General features: G+C 56.3%; 22 protein-coding genes and 1 other RNA gene. 15 read left to right on the top strand and 8 right to left on the bottom strand.

Annotated features, from left to right (window positions below):
- The first annotated feature begins 161 nt into the window (after positions 1–161).
- A complete protein-coding gene (locus M8318_RS08470; protein WP_262661961.1) occupies positions 162–1130 on the top strand; it encodes a TerC family protein in 969 nt (322 codons plus the stop codon).
- 233 nt (positions 1131–1363) lie between these two features.
- Complete coding sequence (sstT, locus tag M8318_RS08475; protein ID WP_262661963.1) at positions 1364–2605, top strand: serine/threonine transporter SstT; 1242 nt, start codon at positions 1364–1366, stop codon at positions 2603–2605.
- Positions 2606–2692: 87 nt separating this feature from the next.
- Here the strand turns inward: sstT and M8318_RS08480 are convergent, their stop codons facing one another.
- Together M8318_RS08480 and uxaC are read right to left on the bottom strand one after the other, a co-directional pair.
- A complete protein-coding gene (locus M8318_RS08480; RefSeq protein WP_262661965.1) occupies positions 2693–4180 on the bottom strand; it encodes a UxaA family hydrolase in 1488 nt (495 codons plus the stop codon).
- 18 nt (positions 4181–4198) lie between these two features.
- Positions 4199–5611 (bottom strand): glucuronate isomerase, encoded by a 1413-nt coding sequence (uxaC, locus tag M8318_RS08485; RefSeq protein WP_106994764.1) that lies wholly within the window; start codon positions 5609–5611, stop codon positions 4199–4201.
- A 479-nt stretch (positions 5612–6090) separates the two neighbouring features.
- On the opposite strand from uxaC, the gene M8318_RS08490 reads away from it, so the two are divergent.
- The 11 genes from M8318_RS08490 to M8318_RS08540 all read left to right on the top strand — a co-directional run bounded on the left by M8318_RS08490 (position 6091) and on the right by M8318_RS08540 (position 13423).
- On the top strand, positions 6091–7389 hold the full coding sequence (locus M8318_RS08490; RefSeq protein ID WP_262661967.1) for an MFS transporter: 1299 nt from the start codon (positions 6091–6093) through the stop codon (positions 7387–7389).
- A gap of 145 nt (positions 7390–7534) precedes the next feature.
- On the top strand, positions 7535–8311 hold the full coding sequence (exuR, locus tag M8318_RS08495) for a transcriptional regulator ExuR (RefSeq protein WP_106994766.1): 777 nt from the start codon (positions 7535–7537) through the stop codon (positions 8309–8311).
- 351 nt (positions 8312–8662) lie between these two features.
- Positions 8663–9325 carry a DedA family general envelope maintenance protein YqjA gene (yqjA, locus tag M8318_RS08500; RefSeq protein WP_106994767.1) on the top strand — a complete coding sequence of 221 codons (663 nt, stop codon included), beginning with the start codon at positions 8663–8665 and terminating at the stop codon, positions 9323–9325.
- A 4-nt stretch (positions 9326–9329) separates the two neighbouring features.
- Positions 9330–9713 carry an EnvZ/OmpR regulon moderator MzrA gene (gene mzrA, locus M8318_RS08505; RefSeq protein ID WP_262661970.1) on the top strand — a complete coding sequence of 128 codons (384 nt, stop codon included), beginning with the start codon at positions 9330–9332 and terminating at the stop codon, positions 9711–9713.
- A gap of 155 nt (positions 9714–9868) precedes the next feature.
- Complete coding sequence (locus M8318_RS08510) at positions 9869–10237, top strand: DUF1090 domain-containing protein (protein ID WP_106994769.1); 369 nt, start codon at positions 9869–9871, stop codon at positions 10235–10237.
- A 29-nt stretch (positions 10238–10266) separates the two neighbouring features.
- On the top strand, positions 10267–10572 hold the full coding sequence (locus M8318_RS08515; RefSeq protein WP_032614327.1) for a DUF883 family protein: 306 nt from the start codon (positions 10267–10269) through the stop codon (positions 10570–10572).
- A 2-nt stretch (positions 10573–10574) separates the two neighbouring features.
- The gene (locus M8318_RS08520) at positions 10575–10973 is read left to right on the top strand and encodes a phage holin family protein (RefSeq protein ID WP_032614329.1); all 399 of its coding nucleotides are present in this window, start codon (positions 10575–10577) and stop codon (positions 10971–10973) included.
- Complete coding sequence (locus tag M8318_RS08525) at positions 10970–11284, top strand: YqjK-like family protein (protein WP_262661972.1); 315 nt, start codon at positions 10970–10972, stop codon at positions 11282–11284. The genes M8318_RS08520 and M8318_RS08525 overlap by 4 nt, the downstream gene beginning before the upstream one ends.
- Positions 11285–11505: 221 nt before the next feature.
- Positions 11506–11898 (top strand): DoxX family protein, encoded by a 393-nt coding sequence (locus M8318_RS08530; RefSeq protein WP_181247303.1) that lies wholly within the window; start codon positions 11506–11508, stop codon positions 11896–11898.
- A gap of 65 nt (positions 11899–11963) precedes the next feature.
- Positions 11964–12950 (top strand): glutathione S-transferase family protein, encoded by a 987-nt coding sequence (locus tag M8318_RS08535; protein ID WP_106994772.1) that lies wholly within the window; start codon positions 11964–11966, stop codon positions 12948–12950.
- Between the two features lie 107 nt (positions 12951–13057).
- Positions 13058–13423, top strand: coding sequence for a DUF805 domain-containing protein (locus tag M8318_RS08540; protein WP_106994773.1), 366 nt, complete (start codon positions 13058–13060; stop codon positions 13421–13423).
- A gap of 39 nt (positions 13424–13462) precedes the next feature.
- Here M8318_RS08540 and M8318_RS08545 read toward each other — a convergent pair whose 3' ends face one another.
- Positions 13463–14359, bottom strand: coding sequence for a LysR family transcriptional regulator (locus M8318_RS08545; protein ID WP_106994774.1), 897 nt, complete (start codon positions 14357–14359; stop codon positions 13463–13465).
- Between the two features lie 104 nt (positions 14360–14463).
- Between M8318_RS08545 and M8318_RS08550 the strand changes: the two genes are divergently transcribed.
- The gene (locus M8318_RS08550) at positions 14464–15165 is read left to right on the top strand and encodes a pirin family protein (RefSeq protein ID WP_262661974.1); all 702 of its coding nucleotides are present in this window, start codon (positions 14464–14466) and stop codon (positions 15163–15165) included.
- A 271-nt stretch (positions 15166–15436) separates the two neighbouring features.
- Here the strand turns inward: M8318_RS08550 and rnpB are convergent.
- From rnpB to garP, 5 genes are all read right to left on the bottom strand, one after another.
- An RNA gene (rnpB, locus tag M8318_RS08555) (RNase P RNA component class A) lies at positions 15437–15814 on the bottom strand.
- A gap of 32 nt (positions 15815–15846) precedes the next feature.
- Complete coding sequence (garK, locus tag M8318_RS08560; RefSeq protein WP_262661975.1) at positions 15847–16992, bottom strand: glycerate 2-kinase; 1146 nt, start codon at positions 16990–16992, stop codon at positions 15847–15849.
- A 60-nt stretch (positions 16993–17052) separates the two neighbouring features.
- On the bottom strand, positions 17053–17943 hold the full coding sequence (garR, locus tag M8318_RS08565) for a 2-hydroxy-3-oxopropionate reductase (RefSeq protein ID WP_262661977.1): 891 nt from the start codon (positions 17941–17943) through the stop codon (positions 17053–17055).
- Between the two features lie 24 nt (positions 17944–17967).
- Positions 17968–18738, bottom strand: a complete 771-nt coding sequence (gene garL, locus M8318_RS08570; RefSeq protein WP_166184175.1) for a 2-dehydro-3-deoxyglucarate aldolase — start codon at positions 18736–18738, stop codon at positions 17968–17970.
- A 15-nt stretch (positions 18739–18753) separates the two neighbouring features.
- On the bottom strand, positions 18754–20088 hold the full coding sequence (gene garP, locus M8318_RS08575) for a galactarate/glucarate/glycerate transporter GarP (protein WP_262661979.1): 1335 nt from the start codon (positions 20086–20088) through the stop codon (positions 18754–18756).
- Positions 20089–20503: 415 nt separating this feature from the next.
- Between garP and garD the strand changes: the two genes are divergently transcribed.
- Complete coding sequence (gene garD, locus M8318_RS08580) at positions 20504–22075, top strand: galactarate dehydratase (RefSeq protein WP_262661980.1); 1572 nt, start codon at positions 20504–20506, stop codon at positions 22073–22075.
- Positions 22076–22140 lie beyond the last annotated feature (65 nt).

The following is a 22140-nucleotide window of genomic DNA, read 5'->3' on the forward strand; positions in this document are numbered from 1 at the left end:
GCATCCGGTCGCCGGGCAACGAAAAAGGAATGCGATTAGCGTATTCCTTTCTTGTTGTAAGTGAGACCTTGCCGGAAGGCGAGGTCTATGCATAAAAAACGCAACGGCTATCGTCTTCTGACCATAGCCGTTTTTGTTTTTTTACGCGTAAGGAAAATTGTATGAATACTGTCGGTACTCCGCTGATGTGGGGCGGATTCGCAGTCGTGGTCCTGATCATGCTGGCGATCGATCTCTTTTTACAGGGGCGTCGCGGCGCACATGGCATGACCATGAAACAGGCGGCCGCCTGGTCGCTGGTGTGGGTCACCCTCTCCCTGCTCTTCTGTGCTGCCTTCTGGTGGTATCTCTCCATCACTCAGGGCCGCGCGGTGGCCGATCCCCAGGCGCTGGCGTTCCTGACGGGCTACCTGATTGAAAAAGCCCTGGCAGTGGATAACGTCTTCGTCTGGCTGATGCTGTTCAGCTACTTTGCCGTACCGGCTGCATTGCAGCGTCGGGTGCTGGTGTATGGCGTGCTGGGCGCGATCGTCCTGCGTACCATCATGATCTTCGCCGGTAGCTGGCTGATTACGCAGTTCGAATGGCTGCTGTATGTCTTCGGTGCCTTCCTGCTGTTTACCGGTGTGAAAATGGCGCTGGCGAAAGAGGACGAAACCGGTATTGGCGAGAAGCCGCTGGTGCGCTGGATCCGCGGCCACCTGCGTATGACCGACACCATCGAGAACGAGCACTTCTTCGTGCGCAAGAATGGGCTGCTATTCGCGACGCCGCTGCTGCTGGTGCTGATCATGGTTGAGCTGAGCGACGTGATTTTCGCGGTGGACAGTATCCCGGCGATCTTCGCGGTGACCACTGACCCGTTCATCGTCCTGACGTCAAACCTGTTTGCGATCCTCGGCCTGCGTGCCATGTACTTCCTGCTGGCGGGCGTGGCGGAGCGCTTCTCAATGCTGAAGTATGGCCTGTCGGTGATCCTGGTGTTTATCGGTATCAAGATGATGATTGTCGATTTCTATCACATCCCGATCGCCATCTCGCTGGGCGTGGTGTTTGGTATTCTGGTTCTGACCCTGGCGATTAATGCCTGGGTGAACCATCAGCACGATAAGAAACGTCAGATCCAGTAAGGGGTCTGGTGCGGTCTGATGCCCGGCGGCGCTAAGCTTGCCGGGCCTACCCGACAAAAATGTAAATATACAGTTAAAAAATATGACGCAGTACGTAAAACCCAGCATTTTACGCTTCCCAGCACCCGCACTTTCAATATACTCAACCTTGCATAACACACACCTCTAACCGGGATGATAAGTGCCTCAGAGCACCTCCGGGACGGAACGCAATTTCACTGAAGGAATTTTCCATGACCACACAATCTACTGGTCTGCTCGCGCGTCTGACGCAGGGCAGCCTCGTCAAACAAATATTGATAGGCCTGGTGCTGGGTATTTTACTGGCACTGGTTTCTAAACCGGCCGCTATTGCCACTGGCTTACTCGGCACCCTGTTCGTTGGCGCGTTAAAAGCTGTCGCACCGGTGCTGGTCCTGATGCTGGTGATGGCCTCCATTGCCAACCACCAGCATGGCCAGAAAACCAACATCCGTCCGATTCTGTTCCTCTATCTGCTGGGTACTTTCTCTGCTGCCCTGACGGCGGTGGTGTTTAGCTTCCTGTTCCCGTCCACGCTGCAACTTACCACTGCCGCGGGTGATATCACCCCGCCATCCGGCATTGTCGAGGTGCTTCGCGGCCTGCTGATGAGCATGGTCTCTAACCCGATCGACGCGCTGCTGAATGCTAACTACATCGGCATTCTGGTGTGGGCCATCGGCCTGGGCTTTGCCCTGCGCCACGGTAACGACACCACCAAAAATCTGGTTAACGACATGTCCAACGCGGTGACCTTTATGGTGAAGGTGGTGATCCGCTTTGCGCCAATCGGTATCTTCGGTCTGGTCTCCTCCACCCTGGCCACCACCGGGTTCGAAACCCTGTGGGGCTACGCTCAGCTGCTGCTGGTGCTGATCGGCTGCATGCTGCTGGTAGCGCTGGTGATTAACCCGCTGCTGGTGTTCTGGCAGATCCGCCGTAATCCCTATCCACTGGTGCTGATGTGTCTGCGTGAGAGCGGTGTTTACGCCTTCTTCACCCGCAGTTCTGCGGCGAACATTCCGGTGAACATGGCGCTGGCCGAGAAGCTGAACCTGGATCGCGACACCTACTCCGTCTCCATCCCACTGGGTGCGACCGTCAATATGGCGGGTGCGGCGATCACCATCACCGTCCTGACCTTAGCGGCTGTGCATACTCTGGGTATTCCGGTGGATTTGCCAACCGCGCTGCTGCTGAGCGTCGTGGCATCGCTGTGCGCCTGTGGCGCATCGGGTGTGGCGGGTGGTTCGCTGCTGCTGATCCCACTGGCCTGTAATATGTTCGGTATCCCTAATGAAGTGGCCATGCAGGTTGTGGCAGTCGGCTTTATCATCGGTGTGCTGCAGGACTCCTGCGAAACCGCACTGAACTCTTCCACTGACGTGCTGTTTACTGCCGCGGCCTGCCAGGCGGAAGATGCGCGTCTGGCGAAGAACGCGCTCCGCAGTTAATAAAAAAGCCCGGTGACGGCTACGCCTTACCGGGCCTACAAGTTTGTGCGTAGGCCGGGCAAACGCAGTGCCGCCCGGCAATCACGCTTACAGCGTTACACCACTCTTAAAGATCGCCAGCTCGCGGAAGTCGTTTTTCTCATTGCAGGTCTGCTTGCCGTTGGCAAATTCCACAATAGTGTCGACAAACTCCGTTAACAGCTGCGGCATCGCTTTGCCGTGGATCAGCTGACCGGCGTCGAAATCAATCCAGTGCTTTTTCTTCGCTGCCAGCTCGCTGTTAGTGGCGATTTTCACCGTCGGGACAAAACCGCCGTACGGCGTGCCGCGTCCGGTGCTGAACAGCACCATATGACAGCCCGCACCCGCCAGGGCGCTGGTAGCCACAGCATCGTTGCCCGGGGCGCTTAACAGGTTCAGACCGTGGGTTTGCAGCCGCTCACCGTAACGCAGGACATCCACCACCTGGCTGGCACCCGCTTTCTGGGTGCAGCCGAGGGATTTCTCCTCAAGCGTAGTGATCCCGCCCGCCTTGTTGCCCGGGGATGGATTCTCGTAAATCGGCTGGTTGTGGGCGATAAAGTACTGTTTGAAGTCGTTGACCATGGTGACGGTCTTTTCAAAGGTCTCTTCATCGCGGCAGTGACTCATCAGAATGCGTTCAGCGCCAAACATCTCCGGCACTTCGGTCAGCACGGTGGTGCCGCCGTTGCTGATGACGTAATCAGAGAACTGACCCAGCATCGGGTTGGCGGTAATGCCGGACAGGCCGTCCGAGCCGCCGCACTCCAGACCAAACTTCAGCTCGCTCAGCTTGCCCGCTTCACGCTGGTCGTGGCGCATCACCTCGTACAATTGATGCAGATGCTCCAGCCCGGCTTCCACTTCGTCGTCCTGATGCTGACAGACCATGAAATGCACGCGGGTCGGATCGAAATCCCCCAGCGTTTCACGGAAGGCATCGACCTGGTTGTTCTCACAGCCAAGGCCGATCACCAGCACCGCCCCGGCGTTCGGGTGGCGGACCATGTTTTGCAGCATGGTGCGGGTATTGATGTGATCGTCGCCCAGCTGGGAGCAGCCATAGGTGTGGCTGAACAGGTGGACGCCGTCAGTGCCTTCTGCGTCGTTCGTCTCTTTCAGGAACCGGGTCTGGATCTGACGGGCAATGCCGTTGACGCAGCCGACGGTCGGCAGGATCCACAGTTCATTGCGGATCCCCACCTCCCCGCTGGCACGGCGGTAGATCTGTACCTCACGATCTGCCGCCTGGCTGCCCTCAGCCTGTAACTCAGGTTGATAGCTGTACTCATCCAGATCGCTCAGATTGGTACGCGTATTGTGGGAGTGAATGAACTCCCCCGCCGCGATATCCGCCAACGCATGGCCGATAGGCAGACCGTATTTGACGACGTTCTCCCCTTTGGCAATGGCCTGCAGGGCGAATTTATGCCCGCGCGCAACGTCCTGGCGCAGCGTGACGGTCTGGTTATCAAACGTCACGTCCTGACCTTCGCTCAGGTCGGCCAGCGCGACCGCTACGTTATCCAGCGAATGGATCTTGATGTATTGCATATCAACCCTCAGAAGGCCTTAGTTCAGTTCAATAGCGAAGTAGTCGCGTGCGTTGTTAAAGCAGATGTTTCTCACCATTTCGCCCAGCAGCTGGATGTCGGCCGGGGCTTCGCCCGCAGCCACCCAGCGGCCAATCATCTGGCACAGAATGCGGCGGAAATATTCATGGCGAGTATAAGAAAGGAAGCTGCGGCTGTCGGTCAGCATACCCACGAAGCGGCTCAGCAGACCGAGCTGCGCCAGCTGCGTCATCTGACGCTCCATGCCATCTTTCTGATCGTTGAACCACCAGCCGGAACCGAACTGCATCTTGCCCGGCATCCCTTCACCCTGGAAGTTGCCAATCATGGTGCCCAGCACTTCGTTATCGCGTGGGTTCAGGCAGTAGAGGATGGTTTTTGGCAGCAGGTTCTCTTCGTTCTGTTTGCTCAGCAGCTTCGACAGCTCTTCCGCCAGTGGACGGTCGTTGATGGAGTCGAAACCAACGTCGGCACCCAGCAGTTTGAACTGGCGCAGGTTGTTATTGCGCAGCGCGCCGATGTGGTACTGCTGCACCCAGCCGCGACGGGCATATTCAGCCGCCAGCCAGACCAGTACTGCGGTTTTGAACTGCGCCACTTCGTGTTCGTTCAGGCTTTCACCGGCCAGACGACGCGCCAGAATGCTGTCCAGCTCGGCTTCGTTGGCGTCAGCAAACAGCACCACGTCCAGGGCATGGTCAGAGACTTTACAGCCGTGCGCCGCGAAGTGATCCAGACGTTTCGCCAGCGCGGTCTGCAGATCGCCGAAACGGCGGATCTCGGTATCAGAGACTTCACTCAGCTTCGCCATGTAGTCGGCAAAGGTCGCCTGCTCAATGTTGAAGGCTTTGTCCGGGCGCCAGCTTGGCAGCACTTTGACGTCAAATGAACTGTCTTTGGCGACAACGGCGTGATGCTCCAGGGAGTCGATCGGATCGTCGGTGGTGCCGACCATTTTGACGTTCATCTGCTTCATGATGCCGCGGGCAGAGAACTTGTCCTGGGCCAGCAGCTCGTTACATTCGTTCCAGATCTCATCGGCAGTAGCCGGAGAGAGCAGCTTGCCGGTAATGCCAAACGGACGGCGCAGCTCCAGATGGGTCCAGTGGTACAGCGGGTTACCGATGGTGTGCGGCACGGTCGCCGCCCAGGCGTCGAATTTTTCACGATCGGAGGCATCGCCGGTACAGAGGCGTTCCGCCACCCCGTTGGTGCGCATGGCACGCCACTTGTAGTGGTCGCCTTTCAGCCAGATGTCATACAGGTTTTTAAAACGGTAATCCTCGGCAACCTGCTGCGGCGGAAGGTGGCAGTGGTAGTCGAAAATCGGCTGGTCTTTAGCGTAATCGTGGTACAGGCGGCGGGCGAATTCGGTATCTAACAGAAAATCTTCAGTCATAAACGGGGTCATTATCGTCTTCCTCTTACGAGCTTACGAGTGCGTCAGAAAAGTGATGTTCAGATGCTGCAAAGTTATCACACCAATTTCCAGAGGCCGATGATTTTTTCGTGAGTTAGATCAATAAACGTCGACAAATAATCTACGCCCAAAGTGGTAAATATCGCTTAACACCGCGCCAGCTCTGGCCTGACGGCACGCAGACATTGTCCTTACAAAGATTGACACTTTTGTGATGTCACTCACCTTTTAAAGTTGTATGACAAGTTATCTTCTCGCCGTCGCAAATTATAAGCCGACGGAATGCGTTACCGGTGCCACAGGCATCGGACTCAGCGGTAAGGATACCGACTTATGCACGTTTACTTATGGCAAGGTTCGGGTCGTTCCGGGAGCCATCCCGGTAACGCCCTCCCGTTGATAAACATCTCACGCCTGGCGTAGAGATGCCCGTACTCCGGTGCGGCAATAACATAACGATGAGGTTTTACATGCGTAAAATTAAAGGGTTACGTTGGTACATGATCGCACTGGTGACGCTCGGCACCGTGCTGGGCTACCTGACACGTAACACCATAGCGGCGGCTGCGCCGACGCTGATGGAAGAGCTGCACATCTCCACGCAACAATATTCTTATATTATCGCGGCCTACTCCGCGGCTTATACCATCATGCAGCCGGTAGCCGGCTATGTGCTGGATATCCTGGGAACGAAAGTTGGCTACGCGGTCTTTGCCGTCACATGGGCTATCTTCTGCGGCGCAACCGCGCTGGCAGGCAGCTGGGGCGGCCTGGCGCTGGCCCGTGGTGCAGTAGGTGCGGCAGAAGCGGCGATGATCCCTGCGGGTCTGAAAGCGGCCTCCGAGTGGTTCCCGGCGAAAGAGCGTTCTATCGCGGTGGGCTACTTCAACGTCGGTTCGTCTATTGGCGCGATGATCGCACCGCCGCTGGTAGTGTGGGCTATCGTGATGCACAGCTGGCAGCTGGCATTCATCATCTCCGGCGTGCTGAGCTTTGCCTGGGCAATGGCCTGGCTGATCTTCTACAAACACCCGCGCGATCAGAAGAAGCTGTCTGACGAAGAGCGTGACTACATCATCGGCGGTCAGGAGTCACAGCACCAGACCAACAACGGCAAGAAAATGACTGTCATGCAGATCCTCGGCACTCGTCAGTTCTGGGGTATCGCCCTGCCACGTTTCCTGGCAGAACCAGCATGGGGTACGTTCAACGCCTGGATCCCGCTGTTCATGTTTAAAGTCTACGGCTTTAACCTGAAAGAGATCGCCATGTTCGCCTGGATGCCGATGCTGTTTGCTGACCTGGGCTGTATCGTCGGCGGCTATCTGCCACCGCTGTTCCAGCGCTGGTTTGGTGTGAATCTGATTGTCTCCCGTAAAATGGTGGTGACCATGGGCGCACTGCTGATGATTGGTCCAGGGATGATCGGCCTGTTCACCAGCCCGTACGTGGCTATCGGCCTGCTGTGTATCGGTGGTTTTGCTCACCAGTCACTGTCCGGTGCGCTGATTACCCTCTCTTCTGACGTCTTTGGGCGTAACGAAGTGGCGACCGCCAACGGCCTGACCGGGATGGCGGCCTGGACTGCCAGCACCATGTTTGCTCTGGTGGTCGGTGCGCTGGCTGACACCATCGGCTTCAGCCCGCTGTTCGCGGTCCTGGCTATCTTCGACCTGTTGGGTGCGGTGCTTATCTGGACGGTGCTGAAAAGCAAGTCCGCAGAGGAGCTGCTGCAAGAGTCGGTGGGAAGGCCGGCAACACAGAGTTAGTGTAATGCCGGGTAGCGCTGCGCTTACCCGGCCTACAGAACCCGAGAAAGGCCGCTCACGAGCGGCTTTTTTACGGGTGGAATCTGGAGACAAACGGGTAAAAGTGGTATAACAAATCATTAGCCATACCCTGCCTGGAGCGCATATGGAAATCAACGAACCCCGTCGCCTTTATCAGCAACTTGCTGCTGAGCTGAAAGCTCGCATCGAGCAAGGCGTTTATCTGGTGGGAGACAAATTACCTGCCGAGCGTTTTATCGCTGATGAAAAGAGCGTAAGCCGCACCGTGGTTCGTGAAGCCATCATCATGCTGGAAGTGGAAGGCTATGTTGAAGTGCGTAAAGGGTCGGGCATTCATGTCATCTCCAGCCAGGCAAAACACTCCCCGGTACCGGACGAGAATCTCGAATTTGCCAACTACGGCCCCTTTGAGCTGCTCCAGGCTCGTCAGCTTATCGAAAGCAATATTGCAGAGTTCGCCGCGACTCAGGTGACCAAGCAGGACATCATGAAGCTGATGGAAATCCAGGATAACGCGCGTAAAGAAAAATGTTTCCGCGACTCCGAGTGGGATCTGCAGTTTCACGTCCAGGTCGCCCTCGCCACGCAAAATACCGCCCTGGCAGCAATCGTGGAAAAAATGTGGACTCAGCGCGTTCATAACCCGTACTGGAAAAAACTGCACGATCACATCGACTCCCGTTCCGTGGATAACTGGTGCGACGACCATGACCAGATCCTCAAGGCCCTGATTCGTAAAGATCCGAACGCGGCGAAACTGGCGATGTGGCAGCATCTTGAGAACACCAAACAGATGCTGTTCAATGAAACCAGTGACGACTTCGAATTCAACGCCGACCGCTATCTTTTTGCAGAAAACCCGGTGGTTCACCTTGATACCGCCGTCAGTCAGGCAAAATAGTTTCCTTTTTCCATGAGCAGGCGCTTCGCTGCGCCTTCCCGCTGAGGTGGGTAAGCAAACCTTTAGAGTGTCAGCGTTTGTAAAAGACCTCGCGTCCCCTGCCTGGGTTAAGCCAAAATCAATACCGGAATGATGCAAATACTGTGACGGATCCCTTCAGGCTTTGTTACAATTAGATGCATTTAGCCGTTTAGCTTGTTAGTTAGTGCTTGCTTACTTTGCCACTTAACAGGGAACAGTTCTGGCCACACATTGTGTCCGCGAGCGACCATAATGAAATTATAAAAAATGTCGCCGTGCTGTTTGACCCGGTTGACAGGTGTGCCGTTAACCGATTTTCAGGAACACTGAATGGAACTTTTGACCCAACTACTGAATGCCTTATGGGCTCAGGATTTCGAAACGCTGGCCAATCCTTCCATGATTGGCATGCTCTATTTTGTCCTGTTTATGATCCTGTTTCTCGAAAACGGTCTGCTGCCTGCCGCTTTCCTGCCCGGCGATAGCCTGCTGGTGCTGGTGGGCGTGCTCTGCGCTAAAGGGGCAATGCAATTCCCACAAACCGTACTGCTGCTGACCATTGCCGCCAGCCTCGGCTGCTGGCTGAGCTATATCCAGGGGCGATGGCTTGGCAATACGCGCATCGTGCAAAACTGGCTTTCCCATCTCCCGGCACACTATCACCAGCGAGCGCATCACCTGTTCCATAAGCACGGGCTTTCCGCGCTGCTGGTGGGTCGCTTTATCGCTTTTGTTCGTACCCTGCTGCCAACGATTGCCGGGCTCTCCGGCCTCAGCAGCGCACGTTTTCAGTTCTTTAACTGGATGAGCGGCCTGCTGTGGGTGCTGATCCTGACCACCCTCGGCTACCTGCTCGGCAAGACCCCGGTGTTCCTGAAGTACGAAGACCAGCTGATGTCCTGCCTGATGCTGCTGCCTGTTGTGCTGCTGGTGTTTGGCCTGGTGGGCTCGCTGGTGGTCTTGTGGAAGAAAAAACACGGAAGTCAGGGTTAAGGTGATGAGCAATTCAACCCCGACTCTGCGCCGTCTCTCTTACGCCATGGTTGCGCTGATGATGTTCAGCGCCCTGCTGCTGGCCTGGGCAGCGCTACAAAAGCAGGAATCGACGCTGGCTATCCGCTCTGTCAATCAGGGCGTCAGTATGCCTGATGGCTTCTCCGTCTGGCATCATCTGGATGCGAACGGCATTCAGTTTAAAAGCATTACGCCGCAGAACGACGTGCTGCTGATCACCTTCGACTCCAGCGTGCAGAGTGCCGCAGCGAAGAAGGTGCTCGACCGCAGCCTGCCGCACGGGTATATCATTGCGCAACAGGATGATAATAATCAGGCGGTGGTCTGGCTGACGCGTCTGCGTGATACCTCGCGTCTGCTGGGCTAAATTTCCACTATTCTGAATCTTTTCACTCACTTTGGTGATATCACCGTTTACTTACTATGCTTAAGTACGCGGAGCACCTCCCACTCGTACTCCGCTCAACTCTGGAAACCGACATTCCGGTAGGTTATGTCGACAAACAATGGAAGGTTTTCATAATGAATTACCGCATCGCCCTGGGCCTCGCCCTTTTTTCTTTAAGTGCAGCATCGTTCGCGTCTTCCCTGTGTCAGGAGAAGGAAAAGGACATTCAACGCGAGATCAGCTACGCTGAAAAGCATAACAATCAGAATCGAATCAACGGGCTGCAGAAGGCCCTTAGCGAAGTTAAAGCTAACTGTTCAGACAGCAAGCTGCGTGCCGATCATCAGCGCAAGATTGCCGATCAGAAAGAGGAGATTGCTGAGCGCCGCCAGGATCTGGTGGAGGCTAAAGAGAAAGGCGATGCGGATAAGATTGCTAAACGTGAGCATAAACTGCTGGAAGCGGAGAACGAGCTGAAAGCGCTGGAGTCTCGCGATTACTGATTTAATGGACATCTTAACAGGAGAGAATCATGTCAAAAGATACTACGTCAGACCATTTACGCGCTGAACTGAAGTCCCTGGCGGATACCCTGGAAGAGGTGCTGAGCTCCTCGAGCAGTAAGTCGAAAGAAGAGCTGAGTAAACTGCGCAATAAAGCGGAGCAGGCCCTGCATGAGAGCCGCTATCGTCTGGGCGAAACCAGCGATGTGCTGGCGAAACAGACCCGTGAAGCTGCTGCGCGCGCCGATGAGTACGTACGCGAAAATCCGTGGGCCGGGGTAGGTATCGGTGCTGCGGTTGGCGTCGTCATCGGCATGCTCCTGACGCGACGTTAATTATGGAAGATTCACGTCAACCACAAGGGCCCGCAAAAAACGTCCTCGGTATCGGACAGCGGATTTTAACCACTCTCGTCGGCATCGCAGAGACGCGCATCCGTCTGGCAGTGGTTGAACTGGAAGAAGAGAAAGCAAACCTCTTCCAGCTGCTACTGATGTTGGGGTTGACCATGCTCTTCGCCGCCTTTGGCCTGATGAGCCTGATGGTATTGATTATCTGGGCAGTCGATCCGCAGTACCGCCTGAATGTCATGATTGGCACAACTGTGGTACTGCTGCTTGCCGCCCTGATAGGAGGGATCTGGACGATGCGCAAAGTGCGTCACTCGACCCTGCTACATCATACCCGTAAGGAACTGGCCAACGATCGGTCATTGCTGGAGGATGAGAAAAAGTGAGCAGAAGCGCTGCAGAACGTGAGCGAGAAAAGGCATTTTTGCTGAGCCAGATCCAGCAACAACGGCTGGATCTGTCAGCAAGCAGCCGTGACTGGCTGGAGGTGACTCACGCTTACGATCGTGGCTGGAATGCCCTTCTCAACCTCCGCGCCTGGGCGCTGGTGGGGAGCAGCATTCTGGCGGTGCGGGCAGTCCGCCATCCGAACAGGCTGATCCGCTGGGCACGCCGCGGTTTCGGTATCTGGAGCGCCTGGAGGCTGGTTAAATCGACCCTTAATCAGCAGCAGTTACGCAAATACGACGCACGCTGACGTTACCCTCTGCCTCACCCGGTAAAGCGCCTTCTGGCGCTTTACTTTTTTGTGCCGCCTCGCCTTACTCAATATCTTTGAAGAAGATTGACAGTTTTCCTTGCTAACAATCGCCATTCACCCCGTTTATGATTCTCTCCATCGACAGCGAGACCGCGGCATCCGCCCGATTTCGCAAACAAAATAGTGTTTACAGCCTGAATGGTTCCCTGGAGAGTAAGATGAAAAAATTAGAAGATGTTGGTGTACTGGTTGCGCGTATCCTGATGCCAATCCTGTTTATTACCGCAGGCTGGGGCAAAATCGGTGGTTACGCCGGTACGCAGCAGTACATGGAAGCGATGGGCGTCCCGGGGTTCCTGCTGCCGCTGACCATTCTGCTTGAGTTTGGTGGTGGCCTGGCGATTCTGTTCGGTTTCCTGACCCGCACCACGGCGCTGTTCACCGCAGGCTTCACTCTGCTGACCGCATTCCTGTTCCACAGCAACTTTGCGGAAGGCGTGAACTCGCTGATGTTCATGAAAAACCTGACCATCGCAGGCGGCTTCCTGCTGCTGGCCATCACCGGCCCGGGTGCATACAGCATCGACCGCGTTCTGAATAAGAAGTGGTAAGCAGACTATACTGAATCAAAAAGCGAGGAGATATCTCCTCGCTTTTGCTATCTAAGGAGGAAAAGATGGGACAACTCGTAGACGGCGTCTGGCAGGATACCTGGTATGACACCAAATCCACTGGCGGACGCTTTAAGCGCTCCGTGTCGGCCTTCCGTAACTGGCTCACCGCCGACGGCGCACCTGGCCCGAGCGGCGAAGGTGGCTTTGCAGCAGAGAAAGATCGTTACCACCTTTATGTCTCGCTTGCCTGCCCGTGGGCGCACCGCACGCTGATCGTCCGCGCCCTGAAGGGGCTGGATTCGCTGATCCCCGTCTCGGTGGTGCATCCGTTGATGCTGGAGAATGGCTGGACTTTCGGCAGCGATTTCCCGGCGGCCACCGGCGATTCACTCTATCACCACGATTTTCTCTACCAGCTCTACCTGCGCGCCGATCCGCACTACACCGGCCGGGTCACCGTTCCGGTCCTGTGGGACAAGAAAAATCAGACCATTGTCAGCAATGAATCGGCGGAAATCATCCGCATGTTTAATACCGCGTTTGATGCCCACGGCGCCCGGGCGGGCGACTACTATCCGCCAGCGCTGCGCGAAAAAATTGATGACCTGAATAGCTGGATCTACGACAACGTCAATAACGGCGTCTATAAGGCCGGGTTTGCCACCAGCCAGGAAGCCTATGACGAAGCCGTGAACAACGTCTTTGCCTCGCTGGAACGCCTGGAGCAGATCCTGGGCCAGCACCGCTATCTGACCGGCAACCAGCTGACCGAAGCTGATATCCGACTGTGGACCACCCTGGTTCGCTTTGACCCGGTTTACGTGACCCACTTTAAGTGCGACAAACGCCGGATCAGCGATTACCTCAATTTGTACGGTTTCCTGCGCGACATCTATCAGATGCCAGGGATTGCGGAGACGGTGGACTTTGACCACATCCGTAACCACTATTACCGCAGCCATAAAACCATCAATCCGACGGGCATTATCTCCGTTGGCCCGTGGCAGGATCTGACTGAACCGCACGGCCGCGACGCTCGCTTCGACTAAGCCTCAGGGGGCGCCTCGCTGGCGCCCTTTACCCCTCTTTTATTCCCGTCTATGCTTTATTTGATCCCTTAGAAAACAAGCGATTAATTGCTACTGAGGCGTAAAAAATGGACTGGTATCTCAAAGTACTGCGAAATTATATTGGGTTTAAAGGGCGCGCCCGGCGCAAAGAATACTGGATGTTTATTCTGGTGAACTTCATTTTGATCTGCGTGCTGGGACTGATCGACAAAATGCTGGGCTGGGAGCGGGCTGGCGGGGAAGGCATTCTCACCACGGTATATGGCCTGCTGGTGTTTCTGCCGGGGTGGGCGGTACTGTTTCGCCGACTGCACGATACCGACAGGTCGGCATGGTGGCTGCTGCTGGTACTGATCCCGGTGATCGGCTGGATAATTATTCTGATCTTCAACTGCCAGCGCGGCACGGTCGGTGAAAACCGGTTTGGGCCGGATCCACTGCTGAACGGTTAAGACGTTGCCCGGCGGCGCTGCGCTTGCCGGGCCAACAGATTACTTCTGGGTAAACAGCTTCTGGATCTCGCGCAGACACCAGGATTTGGCTTCGCCCATGCTGTCACGACGCCACGCCATAATGATATCCACTTCACTGGTGTACTCCGGGCTCACTACCCGCAGCCGCCCTTCGGCAATATCTTTTTCCACAAACGGATACGGCATGGTCGCTACGCCCAGCCCGGCCAGCAGCGCCTGACGTTTATCTTCCAGCGTACTGACGGTGAGACGCGGCTGCTTATCCAGCAGCTGGACGGTTAACACCGGGCGCTCGCGGGCAGTATCCGCCACCGCCACGCCGCGGTACTTCACGCGGGTCACTTCCGACAGCGGTTCCGGCTCCTGATGGATCGGATGATCCGGAGCGGCAACGTAGACATTCAACACTTTATAGAGCTTGCGGGAGTTGATTTCGGACGAGGAGCGGAAGTGCATGTCCGGGGCGATCACAATATCAGCCCGGCCCTGCTCCAGACGCTCCCACGCGCCGGCAAGCACCTCGGTAATAATCGACAGCTGGGTGTTGGCTTTATCCGCCAGGCGATCCACCAGCGGGTAGAGCGCAGTAGTAGGCACCAGGGCCTCGGTGACCAGCGTCAGGTGTGTTTCCCAGCCGCGGGCCAGCGCTTCGGCGTCGGTGGTCAGTTTATCTGCCGCTTCCAGCAGCACGCGGCCGCGCTCCAGCAGCATCCGCCCAACGTTAGTGAATTTTGTTCGATGACCGGAGCGGTCAAACAGCACCACATCCAGCTCTTCTTCCAGCTTCTGCATGGTGTAGCTCAGGGCTGATGGCACGCGCCCCAGTTCATCTGCTGCGGCGGCGAAGCTACCGCGTCGATCGATCGCGTCCATCACCCGCAGTGCTTCAAGGGTCAATGCTCTCTCTTTAGCCATGGCGTTCTCATTCAGGAAATTTGAACATACCGGGCAGAATATCTGGCTAACAATGCAGCGTCCATACCTTTACCATTGTTTTAGTGTAAAGAGAGGTCAAGTTTATGATTACGACAAGAACAGCCAAACAGTGCGGACAAGCCGATTTCGGTTGGCTGCAGGCTCGCTACACCTTTTCCTTTGGACACTACTTTGACCCGAAACTGCTGGGCTATGCCTCTTTGCGTGTACTGAATCAGGAAGTACTCGCCCCCGGGGCCTCGTTCCAGCCGCGTACCTATCCGAAAGTGGATATCCTGAATCTGATTCTTGAAGGCGAAGCAGAGTATCGCGACAGCGAGGGCAACCATGTCCAGGCGAAAGCCGGGGAAGCATTGCTGATAGCCACCCAGCCAGGCATTAGCTATAGCGAGCATAATCTCAGCAAAGATAAGACGCTGACGCGGATCCAGCTGTGGCTGGATGCCTGCCCTGAGCGGGAAAACCCGCCGCTGCAAAAGATCGATCTGCAGGAGAGTAAACAGCAGCTGCTGGCCTCGCCGGACGGCAGCACAGGCAGTCTGCAGTTACGTCAGCAGGTGTGGCTGCACCATATCGAGCTAGATAAAGGGGAGCGCCTGAGTTTTCAGCTCCACGGTCCGCGCGCCTATCTGCAGTCCATTCATGGTACGGTGCATGCGTTAACCCCGGCCGAAGAGCGGGAAGCGCTGACCTGCGGGGACGGGGCGTTTATCCGCGATGAGGCGAATATCACCCTGGTGGCTGATACGCCGCTGCGGGCGCTGCTGATTGATTTGCCAGTCTGAGTCGGTATTGCCGGGTTGGCCTACGCCTCCCCGGCAAACCATTAATGACTTACTCGCTCATGGCCTGGGCGATTTGCGAGCGGACCTCGGCGCGATACGGAAAATCTTTTTCATCTCACGATCCTTAATTATCTGTCAGGGAAGCACCCCTGAAGTATTTTTCAATTACGGATGAGGATCTGTGATGAAGTATATAAAGACGTGTGCAGGTAAGAGCTTACGGGGGATGCAGAAAGCAAAAACCCCGCCGAAGCGGGGTTTTTGTTTAAAGAGGTGAAGCTGACCGATAAGCCGGGTTCTGTCGTTGAACAGTCATTCATCTAGGCCAGCAATCGCTCACTGGCTCAAGCAGCCTACCCGGGTTCAGTACGGGCCGTACCATGCGAACCCCTATTTGGCCTTGCTCCGGGTGGAGTTTACCGTGCCACGGACTGTTACCAGCCGCGCGGTGCGCTCTTACCGCACCCTTTCACCCTTACCTGATCCCACTTGCGTGGGCCATCGGCGGTTTGCTCTCTGTTGCACTGGTCGTGGGTTTCCCCCCCAGGCGTTACCTGGCACCCTGCCCTATGGAGCCCGGACTTTCCTCCCCTCCGCCCGTCTCCCCCGAAAGGGACGACGACGAAGCGGCGACTGTCTGGTCAGCTTCGGCGCGCAGTATAGAGGGTTTGCGCCCCGCTGTCACCCTTCGGTGAGCATCCCGACCCGCAGAGTGGCGGCAATATTGCGCGAGGCGCGATAAATATTGTCAAACGCGCCGCGAAACGCCTCTTCAAGGGTGCTGATGCTGGTCAGGACGCTGAACACCGCGTCGATGCCGTACTGGTGCACAATGCCGACATCGTTGGTCAGGCTGCCAGCGATACCGATTACCGGTTTATGATACTTGCTGGCCACGCGCGCCACGCCCACCGGCACCTTGCCGTGAATACTCTGACTGTCCAGACGCCCTTCACCGGTCACCACCCAGGTGCAGTCGTGAATATGCTCTTCGAGATTCAGCGCCTGGGTGACAATCTCAATGCCGCTTTTCAGCTCCGCACCGAGGAACGCCATCAGCGCTGCGCCCATGCCGCCTGCCGCGCCTGCACCGGGCACATTTTTGACATCAATACGCAGCGCGGTATTAATCACATCTGCATAGTGGGAAAGATTATTGTCGAGTTCGACGATGTTGGTTTCCGTGGCCCCTTTCTGCGGCCCGAAGATGCGGGATGCACCCTGGTCGCCAATCAGCGGATTGCTCACGTCACAGGCCACCCGGATCGCGCAGTTTTTGAGGCGCGGATCGAGGGCCGAAATATCAATGTTGTTCAGCGCCATCAGGCTGCCGCCGCCGTGGCCAATCTCGGTGCCGTTGGCGTCGGTCAGTTTTGCGCCCAGCGCCTGCACCATGCCCGCTCCGCCGTCGTTGGTGGCGCTGCCGCCAATCCCGATAATGATATTGCGCGCGCCTTTATCGAGTGCCGCGAGGATCAGCTCCCCCGTGCCGCGGGAGGTGGTAATCAATGGGTTGCGCTGGGCCGGAGGCACCAGGACCAGTCCGCTTGCCGCGGCCATCTCAATAAACGCCGTCACGCCATCGCCGGAGATCCCCCAGCAGGCGTTAACGCTTTCGCCCAGTGGTCCTGTCACCACCGCGTGCTGCATCGTGCCGTTAGTGGCGGCAATCATCGCTTCAACCGTTCCTTCCCCGCCATCCGCCACGGGAACAGAAACATACTCTGCATCGGGAAAGATCTCCCGAAAGCCTTTTTCTATCGCCCGCGCTACCTCGGTGGCAGACAGGCTTTCTTTGTAAGAGTCAGGGGCGATTACGATTTTCATAGTTATAGCCTGTTACCGCTTAAGGCAAAAATAGCGGGCGCGTTCCCGCGCCCGTCTTTGTTAGCGAGAGACTTCGACTTTCGCCAGTTTTTCGTAATAGCAGGCAATGGCGCTGTGGTCGTCGTTGCCATGACCATCGGCACGCAGCGCCTGCATCATCTCCATTACCGCCGCGGTCAGCGGCAGCTGGGCACCCACGCCGTGGGAGGTATCGAGGGCGTTGGCCAGATCCTTGATGTGCAGGTCGATACGGAAGCCCGGCTTAAAGTTACGGTCCATTACCATTGGCGCTTTAGCATCCAGCACGGTGCTGCCCGCCAGGCCGCCACGAATTGCCTGATAGACCAGATCCGGGTTTACGCCCGCTTTGGTCGCCAGGGTCAGGGCTTCGGACATCGCGGCGATATTGAGGGCCACAATCACCTGGTTTGCCAGCTTGGTGACGTTACCCGCACCGATTTCACCGGTGTGCACCACGGAGCCGGCCATCGCTTTCAGCAGGTCGTAATATTTGTCGAAAATCGCCTTGTCGCCGCCCACCATTACTGACAGGGTGCCGTCGATGGCTTTCGGCTCGCCGCCGCTCACCGGCGCATCCAGCATCTCCACGCCTTTCGCTTTTAACGCTTCGCTGATTTCGCGACTTGCCAGCGGGGCGATGGAGCTCATGTCGATCACCACGGTGCCCGGTTTGGCCCCTTCAATAATGCCGCCTTCGCCCAGCACCACCTCTTTCACGTGCGGGGAGTTTGGCAGCATGGTGATGATCACATCGCACTGCTCGGCAATCGCCTTTGCCGTGGCGGCGGTTTCTGCGCCTGCGGCAATCACTTCGGCAATGGCTTCCGGGTTACGGTCTGCAACCACCAGTGAGTAACCTGCTTTGATGAGGTTTTTACTCATTGGTTTACCCATGATACCCAGGCCAATAAAACCAACTTTCAGTGTCATAACGTTTCTCTCTCTCAGGGGTGGTTATTTTTTAAAGGAATCGGCTAATTTCTGCGTGGCGGAACGGAACACGCCGAGGTCGCTGCCAACGGCAACAAAGGTCGCGCCCCACTCCAGGTAACGGCGTGCATCAGCCTCAACCGGGGCCAGGATGCCGCACGGCTTACCGTGGACTTTGGCGCGGGCGAAGATGTGCTGAATAGCGCGCTGCACTTCCGGGTGATTCGCGTTGCCGAGGTGGCCGAAGGCCGCCGCCAGGTCGCTTGGGCCGACGAAGATGCCGTCCACGCCGTCAGTGGCGGCGATGGCATCGACGTTATCCACGCCCTGCTGACTCTCGATCTGCACCAGGATGGTGATGTTCTTGTTCGATTGAACCAGGTAGTCCGGTACGGTGCCAAACATGTTGGCGCGATGGGAGACGGACACGCCGCGGATACCTTCTGGCGGATAGCGGGTGGAGGCCACCGCCTGAACCGCCTCTTCGACGTTTTCCACAAACGGGATCAGGAAGTTGTAGAAGCCGATATCCAGCAGGCGCTTGATGATCACCGGCTCATTGGTCGGGACTCGCACCACTGCCGCGCTGGAACTGCCTTTCAGCGCCATCAGCTGCGGGATAAAGGTGGTGACGTCGTTCGGCGCATGTTCACCGTCCAGTACCAGCCAGTCAAACCCTGCCAGTCCCAGCACTTCGGTGCTGATGGGGCTTGCCAGCGCGGACCAGCATCCGATCTGAATCTGATGTGCCGCGAGGGCCGCTTTAAATTTGTTCGGGAAAATATCGTTACTCATCGCTTATACCTTTGCTTATTTCTGCAATTCCATACGTTTGATGTCACCCACTACGAACAGGTAGCAGAACATCGCCATCAGCGCGGAACAGCCGACAAATACCAGTGCCGCGTTGAACGAATGCAGTTCACTGACCAGATAGCCAATCACCAGCGGAGTGACGATTGACGCTACGTTGCCAAAGACGTTAAACACACCCCCGCACAGACCGACAATCTCTTTCGGTGCGGTATCGGAAATCACCGGCCAGCCCAGAGCACCAAACCCTTTACCGAAGAAGGCCAGCGCCATCAGGGCCACCACCAGCGCGGTGTTGTTGGTGTAGTTGCACAGAATAATGGTGGAGGCCAGCAGCATACCCAACACAATCGGCAGCTTACGCGCCAGGGTAATCGACTTCCCTTTTTTAATCAGATGATCCGAGAACACCCCGCCCAGCACGCCACCGGCAAAACCGCACAGTGCCGGAATCGACGCCACCAGTCCCACCTTCAGAATCGACATCCCCTTCTCCTGCACCAGATAAATCGGGAACCAGGTGAGGAAGAACCAGGTGATGGTGTTGATAAAGTATTGCCCGAAAAACACACCCAGCATCATGCGGTTGGACAATAACTGTTTGATGTAATGCAGCTTCGGACCGCTGGCCGCTTTGTCGCCTGGTTTTTTATGGTCCATGTCAACTACCGCCCCGCCGTCCTTAATGAACTGCAGCTCGTCGGCAGACATGCGTGGGTGGTCGGTTGGGTTATGAATCAGCTTCACCCACAGGCCAGTCAGCACGAAGCCGATAACACCCATTACGGTAAAGACATGTTCCCAGCCCCAGGCGAAGGTCAGCCAGCCGAGCAGCGGGGAGAACAGCGCCAGCGAGAAATATTGTGCCGAGTTAAAAATGGCCGAGGCCGTACCGCGCTCTTTGGTCGGGAACCAGGCCGCCACGATTCGGGCGTTGGCCGGGAAGGACGGCGCTTCGGAGAAGCCGAGCATAAAGCGCATAAAGAACATCGAGATGCCGGCCCACGCCAGCGGGAAGAGATCGACAAAGCCCTGCAGGAAGGTGAACAGCGACCAGAAGAACAGGCTGTACGTATAAACTTTTTTCGAGCCGAACTTGTCCAGCAGCCAGCCGCCGGGGATCTGCATCAGCAGGTAGGCCCAGCCGAAGGCGGAGAAGATGTAGCCCATCGACACGGCGCTTAACTGCAGCTCTTTAGCAACTTCCGTTCCGGCAATAGAGAGCGTGGCGCGGTCAGCGTAATTGACCGCGGTAACAATAAATATAATGAGCAATATTAAATAGCGGGTAGGAGCACCCTTTTTTGTTTCAACAGTAGTATCCAGCAACATTTTTATTTCCTCTGGTACATCAGCGAAATTATTTTTATTATTTAAGAAAGAGGCATTCCTGATTATTTCAGTAATGGCAGGTCAATACGGATAATTAATCCGATACCATGAAATCGTTAATGAGTATAATCAACCATCCCGGTATCGCGCATTGTTGCATTGCTTAATTATGGAAGGTGTTTTGAATATTATTTTGAGCATATGCACAACTCCCTGGGCGCTGATGCACATATTTGGCGATTGCCTCCCTTATGCGCAGGCTAACGTCAAAAATGAGTGATCGCCATCACGTTTTTAATTGTCCGCGCCTGACATTCTTTATTCCACTGAGCAGAGTCTTTATTTCCGATAACAAGAAAATACAGGTACTCTTTGACCAATTAATTATCCCCCACTCGCTGGAGAATACTGGACAATGGCCGACATCGAAATTCGACAAACGTCGCCGGGCGCGTTTTATATTAAGGTGCACGACACCGATAATGTGGCGATTATTGTTAACGATCAGGGATTAAAAGCTGGAACGCGTTTCCCGGACGGGCTCGAACTGATCGAGCACATTCCTCAGGGTCATAAAGTGGCGCTGGTCGATATCCCGGCGCAGGGCGAAATTGTGCGTTACGGCGAAGTCATCGGCTATGCCGTACGGGCGATCCCGCAGGGTAGCTGGATTGATGAATCGCTGGTGGCCCTGCCGGAAGCACCGCCGCTGAACACCCTACCGCTGGCGACCCGCGTACCGGAGCCAATGCCAGCTCTGGAAGGCTATACCTTCGAAGGCTTCCGCAATCCGGACGGCAGCGTCGGCACCAAAAACCTGCTCGGCATCAGCACCAGCGTCCACTGCGTGGCAGGGGTGGTCGATTTCGTGGTGAAAATCATCGAGCGTGACCTGCTGCCAAAATACCCGAACGTCGACGGCGTGGTAGGTCTGAACCACCTGTACGGCTGCGGCGTGGCGATCAACGCCCCAGCGGCCATCGTGCCGATCCGTACCATCCACAATATTGCGTTGAACCCGAACTTTGGCGGCGAAGTAATGGTCGTTGGCCTCGGCTGCGAAAAACTGGTGCCAGAAAAACTGCTGCAGGGCACCGAAGATACCCAAGCCATTCCTGTCGATAGCGCCAGCATCGTGCGTCTGCAGGATGAGCAGCACGTCGGTTTCCGTTCCATGGTGGATGATATTCTGCAGGTCGCCGAACGCCATCTGGTGAAGCTGAACCAGCGCAAGCGTGAAACCTGCCCGGCCTCAGAGCTGGTGGTGGGGATGCAGTGCGGCGGCAGCGACGCCTTCTCCGGTGTGACCGCCAACCCGGCGGTAGGCTATGCCTCAGATCTGCTGGTGCGCTGCGGCGCCACGGTGATGTTCTCCGAAGTCACCGAAGTCCGCGATGCCATCCACCTCCTCACGCCGCGCGCCATCAACGAAGAGGTGGGCAAACGCCTGCTGGAAGAGATGGCCTGGTACGATAACTATCTCGACATGGGCAAAACCGACCGCAGCGCCAACCCGTCTCCGGGCAACAAGAAAGGCGGCCTGGCGAACGTGGTGGAAAAAGCCCTTGGCTCTATCGCCAAATCGGGCCAGAGCGCCATCGTCGAGGTGCTCTCCCCGGGCCAGCGTCCAACCAAACGCGGCCTGATCTATGCCGCCACGCCAGCCAGCGATTTCGTTTGCGGTACCCAGCAGGTGGCCTCCGGGATCACCGTCCAGGTATTCACCACCGGGCGCGGTACCCCGTACGGTTTGATGGCGGTACCCGTCATTAAAATGGCGACCCGCACTGAGCTGGCGAACCGATGGTTCGACCTGATGGATATCAACGCGGGCACCATCGCCACCGGCGAAGAGAGCATTGAGGATGTGGGCTGGAAGCTGTTCCACTTTATTCTCGACGTGGCCAGCGGCCGGAAGAAAACTTTCTCCGATCAATGGGGATTACATAACCAGCTGGCGGTGTTTAACCCGGCACCTGTGACCTGAGTTTGCAGTAAACCTCCTTTAGCATGGCTCCGGCCATGCTTTTTTTTTGCCTTTTGTTCTTTCGC

This window comes from Leclercia tamurae (assembly GCF_025566055.1).
Taxonomy (GTDB): Bacteria; Pseudomonadota; Gammaproteobacteria; order Enterobacterales; family Enterobacteriaceae; genus Enterobacter; species Enterobacter tamurae.